At 28.4% G+C, this 23,660-nt stretch carries 25 protein-coding genes and 1 pseudogene; 4 read left to right on the forward strand and 22 right to left on the reverse strand.

Going from position 1 to position 23,660, the window contains the following annotated elements; genetic code table 11:
• Window positions 1-119 precede the first annotated feature (119 nt).
• Genes JJC05_RS16570 through JJC05_RS16580 form a run of 3 tightly spaced genes read right to left on the reverse strand, consistent with a single transcriptional unit; the run spans window position 120 to window position 2,402 of the window.
• Window positions 120-1,124, reverse strand: a complete 1,005-nt coding sequence (locus JJC05_RS16570) for a TonB-dependent siderophore receptor (RefSeq protein WP_258929462.1) — start codon at window positions 1,122-1,124, stop codon at window positions 120-122.
• Window positions 1,087-1,899: a TonB-dependent siderophore receptor gene (locus tag JJC05_RS16575; RefSeq protein WP_258929463.1), complete on the reverse strand. Its 813-nt coding sequence runs from the start codon at window positions 1,897-1,899 to the stop codon at window positions 1,087-1,089. Before JJC05_RS16575 ends, JJC05_RS16570 begins: the two co-directional genes overlap by 38 nt.
• A gap of 20 nt (window positions 1,900-1,919) precedes the next feature.
• A complete protein-coding gene (locus JJC05_RS16580) occupies window positions 1,920-2,402 on the reverse strand; it encodes a TonB-dependent receptor plug domain-containing protein (RefSeq protein WP_258929464.1) in 483 nt (160 codons plus the stop codon).
• Between the two features lie 916 nt (window positions 2,403-3,318).
• Between JJC05_RS16580 and JJC05_RS03640 the strand changes: the two genes are divergently transcribed.
• On the forward strand, window positions 3,319-4,266 hold the full coding sequence (locus JJC05_RS03640; RefSeq protein WP_235878227.1) for a M43 family zinc metalloprotease: 948 nt from the start codon (window positions 3,319-3,321) through the stop codon (window positions 4,264-4,266).
• Window positions 4,267-4,455: 189 nt separating this feature from the next.
• Here JJC05_RS03640 and JJC05_RS03645 read toward each other — a convergent pair whose 3' ends face one another.
• Both JJC05_RS03645 and JJC05_RS03650 read right to left on the reverse strand, forming a co-directional pair.
• The gene (locus JJC05_RS03645) at window positions 4,456-5,199 is read right to left on the reverse strand and encodes a glycoside hydrolase family 25 protein (RefSeq protein ID WP_235878228.1); all 744 of its coding nucleotides are present in this window, start codon (window positions 5,197-5,199) and stop codon (window positions 4,456-4,458) included.
• Window positions 5,200-5,311: 112 nt separating this feature from the next.
• Window positions 5,312-6,052, reverse strand: a complete 741-nt coding sequence (locus tag JJC05_RS03650) for a CDP-alcohol phosphatidyltransferase family protein (RefSeq protein ID WP_105197010.1) — start codon at window positions 6,050-6,052, stop codon at window positions 5,312-5,314.
• A 113-nt stretch (window positions 6,053-6,165) separates the two neighbouring features.
• On the opposite strand from JJC05_RS03650, the pseudogene JJC05_RS03655 reads away from it, so the two are divergent.
• Window positions 6,166-7,241: pseudogene (locus tag JJC05_RS03655) on the forward strand (putative type IX sorting system protein PorV2).
• A gap of 56 nt (window positions 7,242-7,297) precedes the next feature.
• Entirely contained in the window at window positions 7,298-8,419 is a 1,122-nt protein-coding gene (locus JJC05_RS03660; protein ID WP_235878229.1) for a lipoprotein N-acyltransferase Lnb domain-containing protein, read from the forward strand.
• 181 nt (window positions 8,420-8,600) lie between these two features.
• On the opposite strand, the gene JJC05_RS03665 is transcribed toward JJC05_RS03660, so the two are convergent.
• Both JJC05_RS03665 and JJC05_RS03670 read right to left on the reverse strand, forming a co-directional pair.
• Window positions 8,601-9,992 (reverse strand): exopolysaccharide biosynthesis polyprenyl glycosylphosphotransferase, encoded by a 1,392-nt coding sequence (locus JJC05_RS03665; protein ID WP_105197008.1) that lies wholly within the window; start codon window positions 9,990-9,992, stop codon window positions 8,601-8,603.
• Between the two features lie 330 nt (window positions 9,993-10,322).
• Window positions 10,323-11,141 (reverse strand): glycosyltransferase family 4 protein, encoded by an 819-nt coding sequence (locus JJC05_RS03670; RefSeq protein WP_258929465.1) that lies wholly within the window; start codon window positions 11,139-11,141, stop codon window positions 10,323-10,325.
• Window positions 11,142-11,156: 15 nt separating this feature from the next.
• Here JJC05_RS03670 and JJC05_RS16585 point away from each other — a divergent pair, with 15 nt between their 5' ends.
• Window positions 11,157-11,315 (forward strand): hypothetical protein, encoded by a 159-nt coding sequence (locus tag JJC05_RS16585; protein WP_258929466.1) that lies wholly within the window; start codon window positions 11,157-11,159, stop codon window positions 11,313-11,315.
• On the opposite strand, the gene JJC05_RS16590 is transcribed toward JJC05_RS16585, so the two are convergent.
• The 15 genes from JJC05_RS16590 to JJC05_RS03730 form a co-directional block, all read right to left on the reverse strand.
• The gene (locus JJC05_RS16590) at window positions 11,304-11,963 is read right to left on the reverse strand and encodes an O-antigen ligase family protein (RefSeq protein WP_258929468.1); all 660 of its coding nucleotides are present in this window, start codon (window positions 11,961-11,963) and stop codon (window positions 11,304-11,306) included. The genes JJC05_RS16585 and JJC05_RS16590 overlap by 12 nt on opposite strands.
• A 26-nt stretch (window positions 11,964-11,989) precedes the next feature.
• Entirely contained in the window at window positions 11,990-12,661 is a 672-nt protein-coding gene (locus JJC05_RS16595) for a hypothetical protein (protein WP_258929469.1), read from the reverse strand.
• The gene (locus JJC05_RS03680; protein WP_258929470.1) at window positions 12,642-13,175 is read right to left on the reverse strand and encodes a glycosyltransferase; all 534 of its coding nucleotides are present in this window, start codon (window positions 13,173-13,175) and stop codon (window positions 12,642-12,644) included. Before JJC05_RS03680 ends, JJC05_RS16595 begins: the two co-directional genes overlap by 20 nt.
• Before the next feature lie 255 nt (window positions 13,176-13,430).
• Complete coding sequence (locus JJC05_RS03685) at window positions 13,431-13,718, reverse strand: glycosyltransferase family protein (protein ID WP_235878231.1); 288 nt, start codon at window positions 13,716-13,718, stop codon at window positions 13,431-13,433.
• Window positions 13,719-13,758: 40 nt separating this feature from the next.
• Window positions 13,759-14,709 carry a glucosamine inositolphosphorylceramide transferase family protein gene (locus tag JJC05_RS03690; RefSeq protein WP_235878232.1) on the reverse strand — a complete coding sequence of 317 codons (951 nt, stop codon included), beginning with the start codon at window positions 14,707-14,709 and terminating at the stop codon, window positions 13,759-13,761.
• 9 nt (window positions 14,710-14,718) lie between these two features.
• On the reverse strand, window positions 14,719-15,411 hold the full coding sequence (locus JJC05_RS17940; RefSeq protein WP_309597406.1) for a glycosyltransferase: 693 nt from the start codon (window positions 15,409-15,411) through the stop codon (window positions 14,719-14,721).
• Window positions 15,412-15,606: 195 nt separating this feature from the next.
• Entirely contained in the window at window positions 15,607-15,849 is a 243-nt protein-coding gene (locus JJC05_RS17945) for a hypothetical protein (protein ID WP_309597407.1), read from the reverse strand.
• A gap of 11 nt (window positions 15,850-15,860) precedes the next feature.
• Window positions 15,861-16,196, reverse strand: coding sequence for a glycosyltransferase family 2 protein (locus JJC05_RS17950; protein ID WP_309597408.1), 336 nt, complete (start codon window positions 16,194-16,196; stop codon window positions 15,861-15,863).
• Window positions 16,154-16,849 (reverse strand): glycosyltransferase family 2 protein, encoded by a 696-nt coding sequence (locus JJC05_RS03700; RefSeq protein ID WP_309597409.1) that lies wholly within the window; start codon window positions 16,847-16,849, stop codon window positions 16,154-16,156. Before JJC05_RS03700 ends, JJC05_RS17950 begins: the two co-directional genes overlap by 43 nt.
• A gap of 8 nt (window positions 16,850-16,857) precedes the next feature.
• Window positions 16,858-17,865, reverse strand: coding sequence for an exostosin domain-containing protein (locus tag JJC05_RS03705; protein ID WP_105197001.1), 1,008 nt, complete (start codon window positions 17,863-17,865; stop codon window positions 16,858-16,860).
• Window positions 17,866-18,735 carry an FkbM family methyltransferase gene (locus JJC05_RS03710; protein WP_235878233.1) on the reverse strand — a complete coding sequence of 290 codons (870 nt, stop codon included), beginning with the start codon at window positions 18,733-18,735 and terminating at the stop codon, window positions 17,866-17,868.
• A 60-nt stretch (window positions 18,736-18,795) separates the two neighbouring features.
• Window positions 18,796-20,205: a glycosyltransferase family 2 protein gene (locus JJC05_RS03715; protein WP_235878234.1), complete on the reverse strand. Its 1,410-nt coding sequence runs from the start codon at window positions 20,203-20,205 to the stop codon at window positions 18,796-18,798.
• On the reverse strand, window positions 20,202-21,251 hold the full coding sequence (locus JJC05_RS03720) for a glycosyltransferase family 4 protein (protein WP_258929471.1): 1,050 nt from the start codon (window positions 21,249-21,251) through the stop codon (window positions 20,202-20,204). Before JJC05_RS03720 ends, JJC05_RS03715 begins: the two co-directional genes overlap by 4 nt.
• A gap of 82 nt (window positions 21,252-21,333) precedes the next feature.
• Entirely contained in the window at window positions 21,334-22,080 is a 747-nt protein-coding gene (locus tag JJC05_RS03725; protein ID WP_309597410.1) for a hypothetical protein, read from the reverse strand.
• Between the two features lie 143 nt (window positions 22,081-22,223).
• Window positions 22,224-23,657, reverse strand: a complete 1,434-nt coding sequence (locus JJC05_RS03730; protein ID WP_105196996.1) for an MBOAT family O-acyltransferase — start codon at window positions 23,655-23,657, stop codon at window positions 22,224-22,226.
• Window positions 23,658-23,660: the final 3 nt, after the last annotated feature.

A 23,660-nucleotide genomic window follows, 5' to 3' on the forward strand; every position in this document is an offset into this window, starting at 1 on the left:
CTATTTAATCATTATGGCTTTTCGTTTTTTTACTTATTGTAGGCGGGTAACAATAAAATATAAAGGCAAAAGTATAGTTTTAAAACTATACTATTTGCCTTTCACAAAAACAAAACCTTTTAAAATTGATATTTTAGTGTTGCCATAAATTGTCTTGGCGGTATTGGGTTAATACTATAATTTTCATGTACTGTATAATTTAAAGTATTAGCCACATTAGACAATTTACATAATAAACTTATATTTTTATAAGCATATCCTACAGTTGCATCTACAGCTGTATAACCACTAACTGGAATTTCACGTTCTTCTATAAATAATGTTCCGTTTTTATCTTTAGCATAGCGGTTGTTCCAACCTCCTATTCGATTTCCTATATAATTACCTATAGCGCCTATCGAAACATTTTTAAAAAATCCATCTTGCACTGTATAAAAGAAACTTAAATTAGCTGTTTGATCAGGTGTACGAGCTAGACGATCTCCTTCTACTGAACTTCCTACTAATCCTGATGTCTTTACAAATCGCATATCGTTATAACTATATCCTGCATTAATTTTAAATCCTTCTGTAGGTTTAACTGTAACATCTACTTCAATCCCCTTACTTCTTGTTTTACCTGATAATTCTTTAATATTTGTGTTAGAGTTCAATTTACCATCTAATGTTGTAGCTGCCATCTGAACTAAATTATTGTTTTCAATGCTATAAACAGTTACTCCTGTTGTTAGATTTCCTTTAAAAAAATCGGCTTTTATCCCTGCTTCATATTGATTAATAATAGAAGGTTTTATTGGATTATTATAAATATCAATACCTGTATTAGGTGCAAATGAATTAGAATAACTACCAAAAATTGCTATAGTTTGTATCGGTTGAAAAACCAAACCGAATTTAGGCGAAAAAGCCTTATCTACTTGTATAGCTCCTTCAACTGGATTGTCATCTTTATCAGCTTCATTATTAAGGATGAAAGGAGTTTGTCCCTTAGGGCTTGTCATTTTACCATCATCTAATTTAGCATTATAAACAGTACTCTGAATTTCTTGCCAAGACCAACGCAAGCCCGCTAAGACCTTTAATTTTTCATGAATAGATATTAAATCTTGAGCAAAAAAAACCAAAACGTTTTCCTTGATTTTTTGTTATTGCTGAATTATAACTAGGTTGCAATCCTTTTTCATTTAAGAGGCTAATAGGATAAAAAATATTAATTTTATCATAATCCGTTATAGAGACTAGTTTACCATCTGGCTGTTTTGTATAAAATGAATAAGAGTAATTATCAGAATAACTGGTTTCGCCATCTATCCCTGTAAATAATTCATGTTTTAACCCAAAAGTTTTAAAGCTACCTTGTAATCCTAATTGTTCTCCTAATAATGTTTCAACATTTTTATTCTTACCTAGTTTTCTCGTCAAATCGCCTATTAAGTTAGAAGGCTGAACTCTGTCAGTTCCTTCAAATTGTCTTGAATAATTTTGAAATGACATGTTCGCAATAAACTTCCAAGAATCATTGATTTGATGTTTTAAGAGAGCGGATAATGATCCTTGGCGTGTTTGTCCATTAGACCAATTAGCTCCTAAATAACGGCTAATTGGTACATCCAAAATAGTTTTCCCAAAAGCGCCCGTTCCAAAATCAGGTGTCCAATTATCGTGCAAATAATCCATTTGAAGGAGTACATCCGTTTTTTGAGTTGCTTTAAATAAGAAAGAAGGGTTTACATAATAACGTTCTCTATTTACTACATCTCTAAAACTTTTTGATTTTTCAAAACTACCAATTACTCGGTAAGCAATTGATTTACTAAGCGGCCCATAAAAATCAATAACAGGTTTGTAAAAATCATAACTTCCTGTTTGAAAAGAGAGCTCACCTCCTCTTTCAAACAAAGGGGTCTTGGTAACTAAATTTAAAATTCCACCGGTGCTACATTTCCGTATAACAAAGCACTATTTCCTTTTAAAAATTCTACTTTTTCTAAAGAAATAACCTCTGGCATTGATCCTCCATTTTGACGAAAACCATTTTTAAAAATATTATTCGTCCCCATATCATACCCTCTTGACCAAAAAGATTCTTGCGCTCCACCACGTGCTGATCCAACATAAACGCCATTTGCATTTTTTACTACATCACTCAAACGTACTGATTGTTGTTGAGCAATTACTTCGCCTCCTATAGATTGTAAGCTCTGAGGATTATCAAAAGGTTTTAATCCTGTACGAACGGTAGAAACAAACTTCTTTTGTTTATGTTGTCTTATTTCTATTTCTTTTAATGAATATCTTTTTTTTCTTACAGTATCATTTTCAACTGTTTCTTCTTGAAACTTATCTTGTCCGAAACTTTGCCCTGACAAAAATAATAGGCATGCTAACCAATATATCTTCATTTTATTTAGACTAATTTTAAATTGTTTTTGGACTGCAAATATAAGATTAGAATTTTAAAAAGAAAATATTATTTTTAATTATTCTAAATAAATGATAAAATGTTTCAAAAAACGAAACTCTAATTAATTTTGAAATGGGAAAATCATCCAAATTATAGGATAAAACTTTTTATAGATAAAGTAACTGTGAGCGTAAATTTAATATCAAAACTCTACTTTATTCTCTTCAAATTCAGGCCGACATTTAAATATAATTTTTAAAAATTATTTATTATTTTATTTTAAAATTTTCCGTGAGCAATTGAATTTGTAGTAAAATTTTGTTTTATAATACTATCTGATACCAAATATGAATTGAATTAAAAAGTACTTATTTTTTTCTTCAATGCAGTAAAAACACATCTATTAAGGTGTCTAAAAAATCATAATCTTGTTCTTTTCGACCAGCTGGAGAAATCACATAATACTGATAATATGGTTTCTCTTACCATTGAAGTAACAGATTAGATGTTATATTTTGACTTTTCCTCTCTTTTCTTTTAATTTTCATCACAAAGTCTATCTGTCATTTTTGTTAAATTATTAATAATTATTTACAAAATAAAAGTTAAACAAAGCATAAAAAAATATAAAAAAATTCACAAGCAACTTAAAAACAAACACTTAAAAATTTAAAACATAAATAGTTGTTTTATTTTAACAAGCAACAAAAAATAAAACATCTTACCTTTGTGTAAATCCAGGTCGCTTTATCACTAAAATAATTCTTAAGAAAATGAGAATTATATCCAATAACTAAGTAATTAAAAATTACTAACCTCTATTTTTTATACTTTTTATTATTTTAAGAAATTAACCTCTTCATAATAAAACGTAAGCAATTAATCTAGAATTAAACTAAATTAAATAATATCTTATGAAAAAGTTATCTATTACGATGTTAATTGCATCTTTATCAGTACTTTCTTGTCAAAAAGAAAATATAACAGAAGATAAAACTGTAAATTATCCGGAAAACACCGCTTTTAACAACCTGAAAAACAGGTATGATGACTCTTATGACTCTAAAAAGAATTATACTCTTACAGAAAAAAGAGAAATTCCAGTTCAGTTTAACATTTTATACAAAAAAGGAAAGAGAGGAAACAGAATAACAGATCAAGATGTTCAAAAGCAGATCCAAATTTTGAATGAATCTTTTCAAGGAAAAGACGGTGATTTTAGAAATACACCACAAGAATTTTCTAAACTTGCTTCTGGAGATACAAAAATATCTTTTGTTCTAAAAGGGATAAACAGAAAAGAAACTGAATTTGATGCTGCATTAGGTCAACAAGAATGGTTTAAAACGAAAGAATATGGTTTTCTTGCTGAAAATACTGAAAAAACATTAAATATATGGATATTAGACAGTTTATATGATGAAGATGGAGATGATTTTGCTGGATATGCTTCTCCTTTATCAGGCGATAGAAATTATTGGGGAATTGCTTTAAATTCATTGTATTTTTATGATCCTAGCCCAAGTAACCAAAATCTTATTAAAGTTGGACATACCAAAGGAAAAATACTGGTTCATGAGGTAGGTCATTATTTTGGTTTATATCATCTTTCAGGCCCTAAAGGAAATTGTGGGGATGATTTAGTATCCGATACGCCTCCAGCACCAAAAGAACATTATGGTTTTCAAAAACATCCTTTGAAAGAAGTTTGTCATGGTGTAGAATATCCTCAAATGTTTGTTAATTATATGGATTATGCTGCTGACGAGCAAAGAACAATGTTTACAAAAGGACAAGCTAACAAAATGTTTTTTACTTTTCAAGATGGAAAGCCTCATCAAAAATTAGGATTAAAGAAATAATATATATGTATGAGTTATCCTTAAGCTAAATTTCGCATTAGACCTAAAGTGAATTGACGAAGCTGCTGTATTCTACTTCATTTTCAACAAAGTCTAGTATAAGCGGAGGATAACTTAAATAGATTCTTTTTATCAAAAGGCCCATTTTGTATTTTCAAAATGGGTCTTTCTCATAAAATAAATCCAAATTTATTTAATCAATAAATCCTTCATGGTTATAGAAGTTCCGTTATAGATATTAATATCTACGGTACCTTTAATCCCCGGTATTTTTCCATTTTCAGTTAATTGCCATATTGACCATTCTGAATCTATTTGTTTATAAAAAGCGGTGTAATTAGCAATCCAAAAGGGATAATCTTCAAAATCATCTTTTAAAAAATCTTCATAATAACTTTCACTACTATAAATAATAGGTTTTACTCCATAATGTGCTTCCACTTTTTCTAACCATCGTTTTAAACCTACTTTTAAACGTTTTATCGACTGAGTTTTGGGTAATTTTTCTATATCTAACACAGGAGGGAAATCGCCTTCAATTAAAGTAACTTGTTTGATAAAATTTTCCGCTTGCTCTATTGAATTTTCATTGGGTCTGTAATAATGATAGGCCCCTACTACAAAACCTTTTTCTTTTGCTCGTAACCAATATTTTTTAAATTTTTTATCTACTTTATTACTCCCTGCGGTAGCTCTAATAAAAATAAATTCTATTGGATAGCCTCCTTCTATTTCTTTCACTTTTGCCCAATCTATCTTATCTTGATATTCTGAAAGATCAATACCGAAAGACTTTTCAATATGAGTATCTAATACTTTATCAATAGGCATAGAACGAGCTTCTGCATAAATAATTTTGTCAGTAGTAAAGCCTAAATAACGCGCAATGATTTTTTTTTGACTATAAATTAGCACGATAATACTCAATAGCATTACTAACTTAAAAAGAGGGAACTTGAAAAAAGGAAATTTGATTTGGTGTGTTTTTCTTTGTACGTGTATTCGCTCCTTTTTTTACTGTTTTAGAATATTTTCTTTGAGCCATTTAACTCTTTTTCAAAAACATATTATTAATAACTGAAAGTAATATATAGCTTATAATGACAAAAGGAATCCCTAAATATTTAAAAACGAATAATAGGATAATGCTTAATGTTAAAAAGAAAATTTGTAACGCATTTTTAGACCATGTAAATTGTTTTATTTTAAGAGAAAATAAGGGGATTTCAGCATTCATCACATAAGCACTTAAAGCGGTAATAAAAAGAAGTACATAAGTATTCTGTAAGATATTTATAAATACAGGAATATTGGCGTATTGAATAACTAAAGGCAAACTCATAACAAACAAAGAATTAGCGGGTGTAGGCACCCCAATAAAAGAATCTGTTTGACGAGTATCGATATTAAAATTAGCTAATCGAAAACAAGATCCTAATGTAATAATAAAACCTAAAAAAGGAAGAAACATAAAGGCATTATCCCAAGTATTAAGATTTGTTTCTTGATGCCCTTCTGTTGCTTTTAATAGCATTTGAAACATAACATACCCTGGAGCTACTCCACTAGTTACCATATCTGCTAATGAGTCTAATTGCAAGCCTAAAGGGCTTTGAACTTTAAAAAGTCGAGCAAAAAAACCATCAAAAAAATCAAGGAATATTCCTAAACACACAAAGAAAAAGGCCCACTCAAATTGTAATTGTGAAACAAAAACAATAGCTATACAACCTGAAAACAAGTTTAATAATGTAATTAAATTTGGAATTTGCGATTTTATTAACATAAAAATAATTTTGTAATTCTTGGTTCTAAACGTACAAAGGTAATACAATAAGTTTATAAGTTCTAGAGTTTAATATGTCAGATTTTTATTTGATCTTTGCCAAAACAGTTCCTTTGAAAAAGATATTAACTTTTAGTTTTTTAGTTATCCTTAACTTTTTACAAGCACAAACGGCTCGTAAATATTCTAATGAATTTATGAATATTGGGGTTGATGCTAGGGCTTTTGGAATGGCTAATACCATGGTAGCCCATACTAATGATGTAAATTCTGGCTATTGGAATCCAACTGGCTTGCTAAAAATTGAAGATGCGCAGGCAGCTTTTATGCATGCTAGTTATTTTGCTAACATTGCACAATATGATTATCTAGCCTATGCTAAAAAAATAGATTTTCAAAGTGCTTGGGGTGTTTCTATTATACGTTTTGGTGTTGATAATATTTTAAATACTACCCAACTCATTGATGCAAATGGCACAATAGATTATAACAGAATCAGCTTATTTTCTGCTGCGGATTATGGAGTAACCTTTTCCTATGCTCGTGATTTACCTATTCAGGGATTAAAATATGGTATTAACACAAAAATTATTCGGAGAATTATTGGTAATTTTGCTAGTTCATGGGGATTTGGTTTTGATGTAGGTATGCAGTTTGAAAAAAACAATTGGAAATTAGGGTTTTTAATACGTGATATTACAACCACTTATAATATATGGAATATTAATGAAAAGGAGTTTAAAAAAATTCAAGATGCACAAACTCAAATTCCGCTACAAAATCAAGAATTACCTGCAACCTCTGAAATTACATTACCAAAAGCTCAATTAGGTGTAGCTAAAAAATATGATTTTCACAATGATATGAGTCTTCTAGTTGCTACTAATTTGAATATGGAATTTCAACGTACCAAAGACCTCTTTTCGTCTGATTTATTGAGTTTTTCTCCTGCTATTGGTTTTGAATTAGGATATGACAATTTAGCTTTTTTAAGAACTGGAGTTGGCAATTTTCAGAATACATTGGAAATAGATGGTAAAAAAGTGTAGGTTTTCAACCTAATTTTGGACTGGGTTTTCACTATAAAGGCATTTCTGTTGATTATGCTTTAACTGACATAGGAAATCAAAGTGCTGCACTATATTCCAATGTCTTTTCTTTAAAAGTAGATTTATCTATTTTTCGATAAAAAGACGTTATTTATACAACATTGAATAGAATAAGTTTTAACTAAAAAACTAAGCAATGAATAAAAAAATCATCCTATTATTAGTTTTTATACAACTATCTTTTTTTTCTTATTCACAAACAATTTCTCTTTCAGAACAAGCAGTATTTAGTATACTAACTGTGGACGTAGCAGCTGAATCACATACTTTATACGGACATACTGCTCTACGTGTTAAAGACCCTATTACAGGAATTGATGTCGTATATAATTATGGAATGTTTGATTTTGGAACACCTCATTTTATTTTAAAATTCACAAAAGGTGATTTACAATACTATGCTGCTGTGTACCCTTATGCTGATTTTGAGTATAATTACAGAGAGGAAAATAGAAGTATTTATGAACAAATTCTAAATCTTTCCATTAATGAAAAAAACAAACTTTTTGAAGCATTAAATAAATCTGTATTTTCGGATAATAAATATTATACTTATAAATTTATTGATCGAAACTGCACAACAAAAGTAATTGACATCGTTAACTCCGTTTTAAAAAATCATCCCATTGTAAATACACTGCATTTAAAAGAAAGTTATCGAGAAGTCTTATATAACTACCAAAGTAAACAATATTGGTTAAATTTAGGGATTAATATAATATTTGGTCATCGTCCTGATGAACAAGCAAGCGTTTTATTTTTACCTCTAGACTTAATGAAAGTACTGGAAAAAACCAAATATAATGGAAAACCTTTGGTTAAAAAAACTCAAACATTATATAATGCTTCTACTACACTAGACAAAAGTTTCTCTTTTTTAAATAGTTGCATCCCTTTAATTTTTATATTAAGCTTACTTATTTATATTAATAAAAAGTCTTTAAATATGATTTATTGGATTTTAATGGGATCTATTGGCTTATTTTTTATAATAGTCAGTTTATATTCACTTCATCAAGAAGTATTATGGAACTACAATATCCTTTTATTTAACCCTCTTTATTTAATAATAACTTATTTCTTATTAAAAAAACGAGTTCAAACAGCTTCTAAAACCGCCTTTATATGTCTTATTTGCATCAGTTGCTATTTATTATATATGCTTAACAAACCGCACTTATTTCTTATGATTCCTTTAGTTGTCACTAGTTTTGTTCTTACTTTTAGGGTCTACAATATTCATTTACAAAAAAAATAAAAAAGATTTGCTTACTCCTTTATTTTTCAAGTACGTTTTATAAAGTAACGACTTAAGTCTTTTACTATCTATTGAGAAAAATAATTTTCAAAATAAACTTTAAAACACTCAAAAGAAAAATTAAAGTTATGATCTGTTTTTATTTTTTTACTTCTTGAAATATTTCCATAAAATAAAATGATTATTGTCCACGATAAAACAAAATGGTACTAATGGTTTTTATCATAATATTTAAATCGATAAAAACGCCTCTATGTTTTATATAATATAAATCATATTGTAACTTTATCAAACTATCTTTTAACGATTCACCATAAGAATAATTAACTTGAGCCCAGCCTGTCAATCCGGGTTTGATAACATGTCTTGTTTGATAAAAAGGCATCATTTCATTAATCTGATCTACAAAAATGGGACGTTCAGGTCTAGGTCCTATAATTCCCATTTCATTTTTTAATACATTCAGAAATTGAGGAATTTCATCTAAACGTGATTTTCTTAAAAATCTACCAAAAGAAGTTATACGAATATCATTAGAAGTAGCAAAAACGGCACCATTAACCTCAGCATTTACTAACATAGATCGTAATTTATAAATATTAAATATTTTTCCATTTTTACCTACACGCTCTTGCTTGTATAACAAAGGGCCTCTATTAGCTATTAGATTTCCTAAAAATATAAAAGGTAAAATAAGCCCACCTACTAATAAACCTATAGAAGAAATTAAGACTTCCATAATACGAACATAAATCAAATACAATCGATTTTGATTATTTCGAGAAAACGGAAAATAACGATAAAAATCTCTTTCCGCAAATTGAACAGGGATTCGTTGAGTAATAGCTTCATAAACTTGTGAATATTCTCTTACAGAAAAACCATTTTCTACAAGGTATAATAACTTTTCATAAAGTTCTACAGGCATTCCTATTGTTCTTGAAGAAGCCACTACTACTTCTGAAATTTGCTTTGTTTTTATATAATCTATCAGGTCATTTGTTATAACTTTCGTCACAAATTCTTCATTATCTTTTGATTCGTTTTGAGATAAATTGACATATCCTAATATGATGTAATGAGGATCATTTTTTCTAAGTCCATTTACTAACTCTGCTACTTCTTTTTCTTCACAAATTAGTAATGCTTTTTTAACAAACCTATGTGATGCTAAATAATTGGCATATATCAATCTCCATAGCATCAAAGCTGTAGTGATTGCTAGATAAAACAAGAGAATTTGCATTCTATTTTCAGGTAAAGGAGGGGTTAAAAAAGGGGTTAGCAAATAGATCAAAACAGTCATTGAACTAGTCAGTACTATACTCTTTGAAATATTTGTTTGACTACTTGCTGTAGGTAAATCGTACATTTCAAAAATAGTTCCAAAAAACAATAAGTATACCGATAAAATAAGAATTGAATAAATATTTTGATTTAAAAATGTGATGTAGCCAAAATTAAAATAGTTTCCTATAAAATAGAGAAAAACAAAAACAACGAAGATATCAAAAAATCGAAGTAATATTTTTCTTTCTGAAATTTCAAAATGCAAATGTTTCTTATCTGTCATATCTTTGGGGCTCTGGCCTGCAAATTAGACAAATAAGAGGAAAAAAAAAGGGTCATCATAAAGTTTAATTACCTACTTAATTATGTGTTTTAAGAAGTCAAATTTTATTCCGTATTATACAATCTTTGTGAGAAACCCAAATTTTCGCATTAGATTCGAATGAAGTGAATTGCGGAGATCTAATTCGCCTTATTATAATAAAATTCAAGTACTTAATAAAATTTTAATAATCAAAAGTGTCCTATCTCTCCTTCTAAAATTTTCTATAAGCATTTCAATTTATTTTTTTGTTTTACAACAAAATCTAATTCGGAATTTGGTTTTAAATTATTAAACCAACAAATCCTTCCAATATATTTGTACTTGTTGCCAGTCAAAATTTTCTACTTTTTTTCTAGCTTGATTGGATATTTCAAGGCTTTTATTCGGTTCTGTTAGTAGAATTTGAATAGCAGACACCATTTCCTCAACCGCATTATCGGGTATTAACAAAGCTTCTTGTTGATCTAAAAGTAAAAAAGGGATTCCTCCAACTCTAGTACTAATTATTGGCAGTCCTAATGCCATAGCTTCTAATATGCTAACAGGTGTATTGTCAAAATGCGTTGTATTTATAAAAACATCATAATATTGAGCTATTTTTATCCATTCTTCTTTAGATAGTTTTCCTGTAAAAATCACCTTCATCTCTTTTTCATCTGCATATTTTTTTGTTTTTTCTAAACTACCATCTTTATCAGGCCCTACCATGCATAATTCTGCTAAAGGATATTTTTTCTTTAGTTCATATAAAACATCTATTGCCATTTTAGGATTATAAATAGAAGCAAAAGCTCTTACCCAAAGTAACTTGGGATGTAAATTGGTTCTTGATTTAAATTGGTATTTTTCTATCTCAATTGTATTAGGAATATAGAGCGTGTTGTTAAATCCTTTTTCTGTAAAACACTTTAATAAATAATTTGAAGGAGCTACATTTTTATAAGCATTCTTAAAAATTAATTGGCTTAATTTAGGGTTTTTATTTAACCGATGTGGTAGGTTTCCTCCGTGTAATATGGGAATGTATGGAATATTTAGGATTCTAGCTATTTGACTTATAAAAAACGTATACCAAAAAGCGGAGGTACTATAAGTATCTATTAACAAGTAATTTGTTTTTCTATGCTTTACAACTGCAAAGAACATATCTATCAACCTAAAAAAGGATTTTTAAAAGAGGATGCTACCGATACTTCATATCCTATTGATTTTAGTTGGGAACTTAAAGTATCAATTGTGGTCGCGTTATATCCTTTGGCTGACAGGTTGTTACCTAGATAAAGTACTTGTATCTTCTTCATTATAATTATAAAATTTTACTTTTAACAAAGATAAAGCATAAATCAGAGCTGGTGCTGCTAAACGCATTGCAGCATGGTTTACGGTAATAAACCAAAACAAAAAAAAAGATAAAAAAAACAAATGTTCTTTATTATTCATATAAGAAAAAAGAGGCACAAAAAACAACATTAATAAACTGATCACGCCAAGCATCCCATGTTCTGCTAAGGATCTAGTAAACTCGCTATGTGTAGGAACATCCATCCCTGTCAATTCTTGCCTAAATTCTTTGTTCTTACCTACTCCTACTCCAAAAATTGGGTTCTCAAAAAACATATTTAGCTCCGTTTTAGCGATATCTTCTCTGCCACTAAATCGAGATTTTTTTATTCTACCAATTGCATCTTGATTAGCATAACGTTTTTCTATCAAACCATCTGTTTCAAAGGAACTATAATACCACACTATTCCTCCTGTAGACATTAAAAACAAACTTACTATTACTATTTTAAGTTTTATTTCATTTTTAGCCCTACTAAAAACATATATCATAAATACCAAAATCATAACCAAACCACAGTACATTCCTCCTCTAGAAAAAGTCAACAAACATCTATAAGAGAACAAGGATGCTAAAAAAAAGTTCACAAGGATTTGAATTTTTGATTTAGAATTTAAAAGAAATTGTACAAAAAGAGAAACATTCCTAATCCTAAAACAGTTGAAACTTGATTAGGTCCAAACCCTCCGGAAGTAGCAAAATTAGAACTTGTATCAACAATTACATTTTTAACAGATGGATTAAATAATATTAGGTAAATTATTATAGATAAAAGGGGGTAACTTATGTACAATAACAATTTTAATAATAATTCATACCTAATTTTATAATCATAACAATACAATGATGCTATAGCTAAGCAAATTGGCCCTGATATGTTAAATGAAATAGCTTTCCTTATTTCTGTATCAATATTTAAAGTTAAAAAACCAATAATTAATGAAGGAATCAATAGTAACAAATAAAGTAAATACCAATAGGCAGTCTTTGAAACTCCTTTGTAATACATTCCAAAAATTAAAAAAACAATTACGACATATTTACCATATTCATTAATGTGCATTGCATTCGTCATTCTTAACAATACTTCTAGACCTATCACATATCCAGAAAACAAGAGGGCTTCATCATTTTTATTCTTTTTCAGATAAATAACAAAAATGCCAAAAAAGAAAACAAATGCACTATAAAAATTAGCTATAAAGGGCACTATAAATATCAGTAGACCTAAAACTAAATGAAGGGCATAATATCTTAAATAATTATTAGTCAACTGTGTTTCCATTGTATATAAAACTAATAAAATCTGAAATTATTTTTCTTTCATCAAACTCATTATTTATTTTTTCCTTTAAAATCATACCTTTCTCCCTTCTTAAATTCTCGTCTTTTATCAGACTTTTTAATGCTACAAAAAATGATTGATGATCATTGGATTTTACACAAAAACCATTATTAGAATTAATAATGAACGGAATTTCACCGACATCTGTAACCACTACCCCTAAACTATGATAACCATATTCTAACAAAGCGACAGGAAACCCTTCTGAAATAGATGTTAAAATTCCTATTTGTGATTCTTTTAGAACAGAAAAAGTATTGGAAATACTTCCATAAAGAAAAACATTTCCTTCTAATTTATAGTCTATAATTTTTTCTTTAAGCAATTTCGAGTAATCATCATTAAAATCTTTACCTACTAAATGAAAAGTCCAATCTGCAAATTCTTCTCTAATCATTTTAGCAACTTCTATAAGCATAAAATGATTTTTTGAGGCCTTAAATTTGCTAAGCAAATAATCTTTTTCCTTCCTTTCCTTTTAATTTTAATTGAAAATCATTCTCAGAAGAGAAATCGATAAAATTAGGCAAATATTTAACATTTTTACAAAAAGATTTTTTAAAGACCAATTTAATAGTAATTTATTCACAACAATTATTCTGTCTAAAAAAAAGAACATAATATTAAAGGTAAATTCTGAAAAAAAGTATTCTTATATCTAAAACCATAATGATCATGCCAAATAATTTTTATGTTAGGAAGAAACATTTTAACACATAATGCTAGAAAAAAGAGGATCCATGTGCCTGGATATAATTAATTTTATTCTTTTTAAGTATTTATAGAATTTTAAAAGTGCTTTTATGTCTAAAACGCTTTTCCTTTCTAAAAAAAAATAGTCTACTTTTTCATTGATTTTTTTGCGCAAAAGTCCTTCTTTTCGGCTAGTTATAATTCCCGAAAATAAAATACTTCTTGATAGAGCATTAGCATAACTCACAGCCATTTTTTCTGCTCCTCCTACTTCAAGACTATCTATTAATTGTACTATTCGCATAGACTACTTATAAATTGTTTTGAATCAATATATGTCTTTTTTAAGGGACCTCTATAATTAAAAATCTTTTTTCAGGTTCTTCAAAAGTATTTCCATCATAAACATAAAAAAAATTATTACCTAGTTTATGCAAATCTAAATGGTGCATCCCTGCATTAAATTCTTTTATATTTTTCTGTTGTTCTAAATAAAAAGGGCTAACCCTATGCAATTTATATTTATTTTTAACTTTGGAAATACTATATAAAGAAAGCCCATAGCCATACGCTTCAGAACAATTTTGAACTGGTAATAATAATTTCCCTTTATCTCTTATAATTCTTCCTCCTGGTCTATATTCTGTACCTCTAAGTATTCCCTTTTGTTTCAGTTTCCATTTACCAAATAATGAGTTCGATACATATAAATTTAAATCTAAATTCTTACCTCCTCCAAAAATTAAATTAATAGAATCTGAAAGATAAATTGTAGGATCTTTTAACTGGCAATTTTTAATTAATGTATCACATATTTTCCATTTATATGGAAATTTCACAGCTTCATACAATAAAACATGTCCTGAAGCTTGTGTTTCTGGTAACATATAAAACTTTTTATCTTTTTTAAATACTTGTGGATAAGACATATGAAAAGTCTCTTTGATGGCATTTTTTACATAACGGAATTTTTTTCCATCCTTTGAGGCAAAAACACCAATTGTTCCGTTATCATATTTACTTTGATTTTCAAAAAAAATATAAATAGAATCATTAAATTCAATCCAAAAGGGATCCGCTATAAAACTTGTTGAATCTTTAGAAACAGCATTTTTAAATATCAAGTTCCATTTATTAATATTCATTTTTTCAGGAAAATGATTGGATATACCAAAACCAATAGACCATCCAGAACGTTTAGATACAAAAAAAGGGGTTTTATAATTTATAACACAAACTAATAGAAATCCTATAATTACAAAAAATGCAGAAACTCCCAAAAAACTTTTTTTCATAATATTTTTCTAGTTTATTAATTTCTCAATTTCGTTTTCAAATTGATCAATTGTAATTTTTCTAGACCACTCAGCTCCTTTAAAAGTTATATCTTCCAACATAATTTCATTATTTATAATATTCATAATAGTTTTTACATCTTCATCTAAATTTAGAGATAATATAATACCTCTCTCTCCCTTAGCAATCATAAAAGGAATACAAGATATAGAGGTAACTATGGGAATACATTTAAAAATCATAGCTTCTGCTACAACTTTAGGCCATCCCTCACTTTTAGATGGTAAAATTAAAAAATGACTTCTTTGATACGCTCTAATTATTTCTTCTTTTGATTGGTTCCCTTTTAAAAAAATTTTTTCAGATAAGTTATTCTTTTTTATCCATTGAATAATTTCATTACTCAATTCTCCTTGTCCATAAAACTCCATTCTAGCATTAATTCCTATTTCTATTAATTTTCCAACTAATTTCAACGCATATAAAGGTCTTTTCCCTCTTGATAAAGTTCCAACGAATAAAAAATTAGCTTCTAAATTTATTTTTCCTTTTTCAAATACATTTTCTAAAAGTAGTCTTCTTATTTCCTCTTCAGAGTACGTTGCTGTAAAAAAGGTTTGATATTTTTGGTTTGATTTGGCCATTCTCCATATACTAAAACTTGCATATTTTTTGTAAGAATAGTATTTGATAAAATCCATTTTTGCAATTTATAAGACCATGGTTGCTTAGCTTTGGGATCCCAATTTCCAGCATATTTTGCTGTTTTTTTCTTTTTGGAAAAAATATCTGTATAATAGCTCCCAGTAATCCCATATTTCCTGGACAACGCAAATGTATGTGATCTGCTTGTTGGAAGGCTTTAATAATTTGAAAAATCAAAATTGGCAAATTCTTTATAAAAGAAAAAAAAGCACTACGGTTTGTAATACTAAAACTAGGTACTTGTAACCAATTCTTTTTTGATGTTCATAAGGTAACCAAATAGGATCTATGATTCCTTTTGATTTAGGTGCAACTAAGATTAATTCATCTACGTTTTTCAACCATAAATTCATTTCCCTAATATAAGGAGCATAACCAAATATCTGATTATCTTTGTTTATATGTTGTACGTGGGTAATTATTACAAACCGCATCAATATCTTATTTATTGAGGTTTTTTGGCAAATATACTAATCCAACCCCAAATTCTTCCTAAAGATTCTTGAAAAGCTTCTTTCTTTTTATTTCCCTTAAGAATATTTGTCATTCTAATTATAAGTAATACACCTATTATTACATGCCATTTATAACGGTCTATCAATTTAGGATTAGGATTTTTAACTCGCCAAACATACCATCCATTTCTTACAATCATTTTCCCATATTTAAATCTATTAGGGCGTCCTGAAGGAGCATGATGATGTTCTAATCTTGCAGCAGTATTACAATATAATTCCCCTAATTGGGAAGCTCTAATGGAAAAATCTGCATCTTCATACAAACTATATCCTTGAAAATAAGTTGAAAACTGGATTTTTTCAAACAAATCTTTTTAAAAGACGAAACTCCTCCCATTAACTGTTCTACAGGATACGTTTTACCGCTTGGAGGTAAAAAGCTCAAACTTCTTCCATGAGAAAACAAGGGAAAATATCCCGGAGGACTATCTGTATCTAATTTAAAAATTTTACGAAATTTGAATCGACTGGGTTCTTTTCGTATAAATCCATCCCAATAAAAGTAATTTAAATCAATGTTTTCCTTTTGACTCTTTTCCCACTTTACCTCATTAGTAATATAACCTCCTACTCCTAATGCTTTTGGAAAAACAAGATATGTATTTAGTATTTCTTCAAAATAATTCGTTTCCAGAATAACGTCATCATCTAAAAAACAAACGACATCTGTTTCTTTATTTACTTTTGTAATACCGAAATTTCTTTGTTTTGTAAGACCTCTTTCTGCTTCAGAAACTTGATAATATATAAGATTTTTATAATTGTTTTTTAAAAGTGTTTCTTTTGTTTCTCTATCAGGAGATCCATCTACAATAATTATTTGGTTAGGATATACACTTTGTTTTATTACAGACTCTAACAAACTAGTTAAAGCGTTTTTCCTTTTATAGGTACAAATAATAAGAGAAAAATTCATATCTAATACTAGTCTAAAATTTGAAAAAAATAATCTATCCTATTTAATTTATTCAACATAAGCTGACGATTAGCATATTGTATATTTTTTAATTCTTCATTAGTTTTAGATTCATGAAATTCTATTATTTTTTGAATACAATCATTTTCCTTGACTATTATACAGTGTTTTTCCCAATTTATTTTATCATGGAGTGGTAATCTTATATCTGTATCCAATATAATTGGAATTCTCCCCATAATAAGTGTTTCATAAAATCGTACAGAAAAATTACCAGAACCACGCATACAAAAAGTATATAAATTTTCTTGAATATTCTTAAAAAACTCAAGAGTTGTATTTACTTTATCTAATTGAGAATTAGCTCCTGCTCTATATTTAGCTCGATAAATAAATTTAGTATCTATATTACTTGCATTTTTAAGTACTTCTAACAAATGAAATCTTTTATTACTTGAGGGATAAAAAAACTGATAATCAGTTTTATCAATCTTCAGAGATCTTTTAATTTGATGTTTAGTATATATCAAAAATTCTTTAATTATTTTGGAAAAAGAACCATTTGAATGACCTACAAAACCTACTGAAGGTTTAATATTTTTCTCAATAATAAACCATTTCAATCCCAATACACTTATGGGATCATTTATAAACGAAGGAATAACATGCGTATTTGTATCTAATTTTGAATTAAATCCACCAAGACGAAATGTATATAAATTATTATTAAAAGGTAAAGTTATCCCAAAATCTCCCCCTGTATAAACCCAAACAATCTTATTTAACTTTCTTGCTTCATCTAAAAAATCAAACCAATCCTTTCTTTTTCCTGAATTATAAATTGATGTCAATTCTAAAGGAAAAATATGTATATCAGCTCTATCGGGTTCATCCTGAAAATAAAAATTACTAATAGCAACTGGATTTTTTAAATAAAAGACATCAAATAATAAAGGAAAAACTATTTTCCTATTAGCGGGTATTAATGTTTTTGTATTGGTATAAAACGTGATCAATTATCTTATATATAAAGTATTAAACTTATCCTTTCTGAATGTTTCTATAAGAATCATTTTATTCATAACAACATCATATTTACAAGGTTTAAATCCGTATAGCAACAATGTATCATGTATGACTTCATCTTCAACATTGAATTTAGTGGATGAATTATTAATTTCAATTAGAATATATTTCAAAGAGGGGGCTTTCAAAATTTGATCAGCTCCTTGCAAAACAAATAACTCATAACCTTCAACATCAATTTTTAGCATAGTGGGGTTAACATTTATCAAAACTTCATCTAACACTAGTACTTTAATTTTTCTAACTTCTGCTTCATTATCTAGTGCCACTGAATTCATAACATCTTTGTTTGTTGTAAAATTTAAAAATTCATTTTTATTTCCCACCCCTACATTATAAAGTTCAACGTTTTCCAGAATATTCAACTCAACATTTCGTTTAAGTTTTTCAAAAGTTTCTTTAATAGGCTCAAAAGCATACACTTGAGCCCCATTATTTGCTGCTAATAAAGAAAAATGTCCAACATTGGCTCCTATATCAACAAAAACATCTTGTGAAGAAATATTATTTATAACAAACATTGAATCTTCGTAATCGAAAAGTTTAAAATAAATATTAGGAACAATTCCTGCATCTCCTTTTTGAGCATAAAATTTAAGTCCATTAACCCAGCGATAAACCTTTGGTTTATTATTAATTATAGCCCCCAAATTAAATAACAAATACCTAAAAAGCGCTCCATAAGGATTGCTTTTTGTTAATGGATGGCTCTTAAATTTTAAAAACCTTTTCTTTATTTTTTTATTATCATTTCTAAAGTTTTGCTGACCAATATTTACTTTGTTTCCATTGCTTTTCAAACCCTTTTACTTTCCAAAATTGATATTTATATGTTTTTAAAAACAAGCGTAATCTATACCCTAACATTTGTTCCTTAGTGCTATATTTTTTTTCACATACATTATAGTAGGTGATGGTTTTGGCTGTATTGGTTCCTTTTCCCATGGATGAACAAATTTAGTTCTAAACCCGCCCATTGGTGCTTTTAAATGAATTATCTTGATAATAGGATTATATATAATATCAAAACCATTATTTCTTAATTTCAAACCATACTCTGTATCTTCTCCATAACCAAATTCCAACTTTAGTTCAAACCCAATCGTTTTTGTAATTTCACTTTTGATAAATGAATTACCAGAACCAAATATCGTAGTTTGACTGATAGAATTATACAATTGAGTTTCGTCTCTTAATAGATAATTAGTCGAAAAAACGCTTAAATGATAATCAATTAAAAATTTAAGTGCCTCTTTTATTAAATTCTCATCAAATCTATTATCATCATCATTAAAAAAACACCATTTACTCTCTAACAAATCCAACGCTTTATTTCTAGCCTGACATGCACCCGTTTGATGGATAAAAACATGTTTAATTTGAAATGGCCATTGTTCAGTAGTTAAATAATCCAATTCTGAATTACTATCGGGATTCGGATTTTGCTCTACAATTATAACATTTTTAGGCAAATGGGTTTGCCCACTTAAATCCTTTAAAACGTCATAAAGATACTTTTTTCTTCCAATGGTAGGAATGATTACATCGATGGTTTCCAATTCCCAATCGATTGTCTTTTGTGGTTCCTCAAAAACAATTGTTTCTTTTTGACACTCTAATTGTCTTTGAAAAAGGGATAATAACCATGATAAAAAACAAAATCGCTTTTCAAAAATGAAAAAACAAAATAACAAAAAGTGTTTCCATACCCACTTGTATTGTTGTGCTACAAAAGAAAACAATTCCTTTGATGTAGCCTTGGGATAGGCTATCTGAAATCTGGAATCCACTAACAACATGGGTTCTGAATAACAAAATAGACCTAAGGGTTGATATAATTTCGCAACAGTATTTAAAACATAATCTAAATTATTACTAATTCCCCAACAGGATTTAGATAGTAAAAGAATTGTACTAGATTGCATTGCCCCCACCACACTACTCATTTGCCATGTGGGATAGCAAACTTGTTTATTAATATTTATGAAAGGTGATTCTTCTACATAACCAATGGCACCTGAAAAAAAATTACCCATTGGATTATAAGAATACATATAGCGATTATGTGGAAATGCATTTTCAATAAATGCGCGATTTAATTTAGAATAATACGATTCATTACACCAAACTATCACTTCACTTGGATAGTTGGAAGCCAGTAAACAAATGGATTTCGCTATTGACTCCTCTTGAATTATAATCTTGTACTCGACTTCACTAACTCCCTCGATTTTTTTTACTTTGTGAAAATCATGAACCAATACAATCATAACAAATCTTTATAAAATTGAATATTTAGGTCTACTACATGCTGAATATCAAAATGATTGGAAACAAATTGAAATGCTTCATTACCTATTGATTTACACAAAACTTCATCATGTAGTAACGTTATTATTCGATTAGCATATTCTTCATGATGTGATGGATACACTAAAAAACCGCTTTTCCCATCTTCCATCAATTCCTGAGCCCAACCAATATTACTATTTACCACGGCTTTTTGCATGGCCATTGATTCTATGGTTACCATACCCAAAGTCTCTGCATAAGTAGGAAAAATACAAACATTTGCTTTTTGAATATAATTTTGTACTTCTGTATAAGGCATTTTACCTAAATAGAAAACTTGCTTCAAATCATTTTCGTGAAACTGTTGTTGAACTAACTCCCAAGTAGATTTATTTCCTGTAGTTATATCACCAGAATCATTACCTATTAAAATTAATTTGACTTCTGGAAATTCTTTTCTTACTCTATGGAAAATTCCGGGTAATTCAAAAACGCCTTTTTTTCTTATGATTGTACCTATATATAAAAGTAAGCCTTTATCAAAACGTTCTGGATGTTTATTATTAAATTGGGTTAAATCTAAACCGTAATGTATCGTTTTTATCTTCTTTTTGTGCAGTCCAAAAAGTTTAGCTGAAATTTCACCTGCATATTTTGTGGGGGCGATATAGCCATTTGCTTTTCTTATTGCCAAAGTTTCAAATAACCGATTTTTAATTTTCTGTTTTCTTTTTTCTACATGACAAAAATAGGTATCACTCCCATGAAAACGAATTACTAATGGCGATTTAAAACGCATAAATGCGGTAATTCCTGTCCAATCGGGTGCTTCTATCAAATCAATTTTTTCTGATTGTATTACTTTGTTTATGTATTTTTGAATATATCTTCTATAAAAAAACCATTTTCCAAATGGGTATTTTTTATCATAAATTAGATGAAAAACAATCCCGTTTTCTTGAAAAACTTCAAATTTTGGTTGTCCATATATAAAAATAGTCACCTTTACTTCTTTAGCAATCAAAGCGAGTACCAAGTTTTGAATACTGGTACCTAGACCCCCGAATGTTTTATTTTTAAATGTGGATATTCTGGAGTTAAAAAAGCTATATGCATGATTTAATTTTAAAAAAATCTTTAATAATTTTTACAGTAAACATTCTCGCTCCAGCTTCATTCATGTGACCACAAGAAGAAAAATATTTATCTTCATTTATGCTGTTTTCATAGTTATGAACTTCTGGATATACTTTTTTAATGATATCAAAATATTCAATCTTTTTTACATTAGAACACATTGGTGTACTGACAACTATAAGATTGATCTTATTTTTTCTACAAATATCTTTAATAAATTCATAATCTTTATTTTTCTTTGGATAATACTTCGTTAAATCATAACTCATATTTTCTCCCACTCCATGTAAAGCATAAAATCCATGATTTAAAACACTTTTTGAAGGTTTATCTATTAAAGAAAAAAGCATTTCTCTAAAACCAATTTGAGAATCATACTGAATATAGCGATAAAACGGTATATAATATAATAAATTAAATTCTGGAATAATAGCTTTATAATAATTTGAAACACTTGTATTTGACTTTAAATACGGCATAAAAAAAGCCCTTACCCCTTCTGAATACCCCTCAGAATTGATATTCAGATCAATTTCTAAAATAATATTTTTAAAATGATACCCTTTATCAATCATCAATCGTAACAACAATGCTGATTCTTGTAATCTAGCACCACTCATCCCATAATTATAAGATGTATACCCTTTTTCAATAAAAAGATCTGGTATAAAATGATTATTAGCTCTAGAAGAACCCAACATAATTACATCATACATTTTGGGTTCAGAATTGATAACCTTTTGAATTTTATTCCTTTTATCCGATTTTGAATATACATTTGAATAGAGCAAATCTAGAGTAAAACTTGACAATAAAATTATTAAAACTATTTTCCCAATAAAAATTAAAAACTGTTTCATTAGAATTGGAAGTAAATAAATTCTTTATAATCAGAATAAACGCCTAAAGTTAATAAAGCTATAATAACTAAAGTAACTTTTAGCCAAGTTCTTTTTCCTGATAAAGGTTCTATTTTTGAACGATTAAACCATTCTACCAATACAAAAGCCAGTAGTAAAAATAGTAATTCAAAGCTGTATCGTTCATTACTCAAATACTGAGTGTTAAAATGGAAATTCGTTACCATTTTTTGGATATATCTAATAGATTCTGTAATAGTATTAGATCTAAAGAAAATCCATGCGATTGTAGTTAAGACAAATGTACACAGAATATTTAAAATAGTTTTTATGCTATTCACATTCCAACCCATTTCGATTTCACCCATATTAGAGCGATTTTTATTTTGTAACAACAACGGTAAGAAGTAAATCGCATTCAACAAACCCCAAAAAATGAACGTCCAATTAGCTCCATGCCAAAAACCACTTACCAAGAAAATGATAAATGTATTTCTTATTTTCGTCCACATACTACCTTTACTTCCTCCTAATGGAATATATAAATAATCACGAAACCAAGACGACAACGAAATGTGCCAACGACGCCAAAACTCGGCAATATCTCTAGAAAAATAGGGATAATTAAAATTCTTTAACAAATCAATCCCAAACAACTTAGATGTCCCCAAGGCTATATCAGAATAGCCTGAAAAATCACCATAAATCTGAAATGCAAAATATACTGCTCCTAAAATTAATGATAATGAGTTCATAGATTGATAATTATCAAAAACAGCATCAGCATAAGTTGCACAATTATCAGCAATCACTATTTTTTTAAATAATCCCCAAATAATTTGATAAACACCTTCTTTTGCCTTTTCAGCATTAAAATATCGTTTGGTTTTTACTTGTGGTAATAAGTGCGTAGCTCTTTCTATTGGTCCTGCTACTAAAAGTGGAAAATAACTTACAAATAATGAATAATCTATAAAATTATGTTCTGCTTTAATTCGTTTATAATAAATATCAAGCACATACGACAACCCATGAAACGTATAAAAAGAGATCCCGACAGGAAGAATTAACTGCAATAATGTAGGATTCATTTGAAATCCGAAATCTTTTAACAAATCAGTAAACGATTGAACAAAAAAATTGTAGTATTTAAAAATACCCAAAAAGCCTAAGTTTATTCCAATAGTTAACCACAACCAACGTTTTCTCATTTTGCCAGTTGTACTCTTTTCCATCATAATAGCACTGAAGTAATCTAGAAAAGTGGAAAACACTAATAAAAACAAAAAACGCCAATCCCAACAAGAATAGAAATAATAACTTGCTACAATGAGCACTATATTTTGAGTGTTCTTGTTTTTTCCAAAGATAAACCAGTATAAGATAAAAACAATAGGTAAAAATATTGCGAAAGATAACGAATTGAAAAACATCTG

It is taken from the genome of Flavobacterium davisii, from assembly GCF_019565505.1.
Taxonomy (GTDB): domain Bacteria; phylum Bacteroidota; class Bacteroidia; order Flavobacteriales; family Flavobacteriaceae; genus Flavobacterium; species Flavobacterium davisii.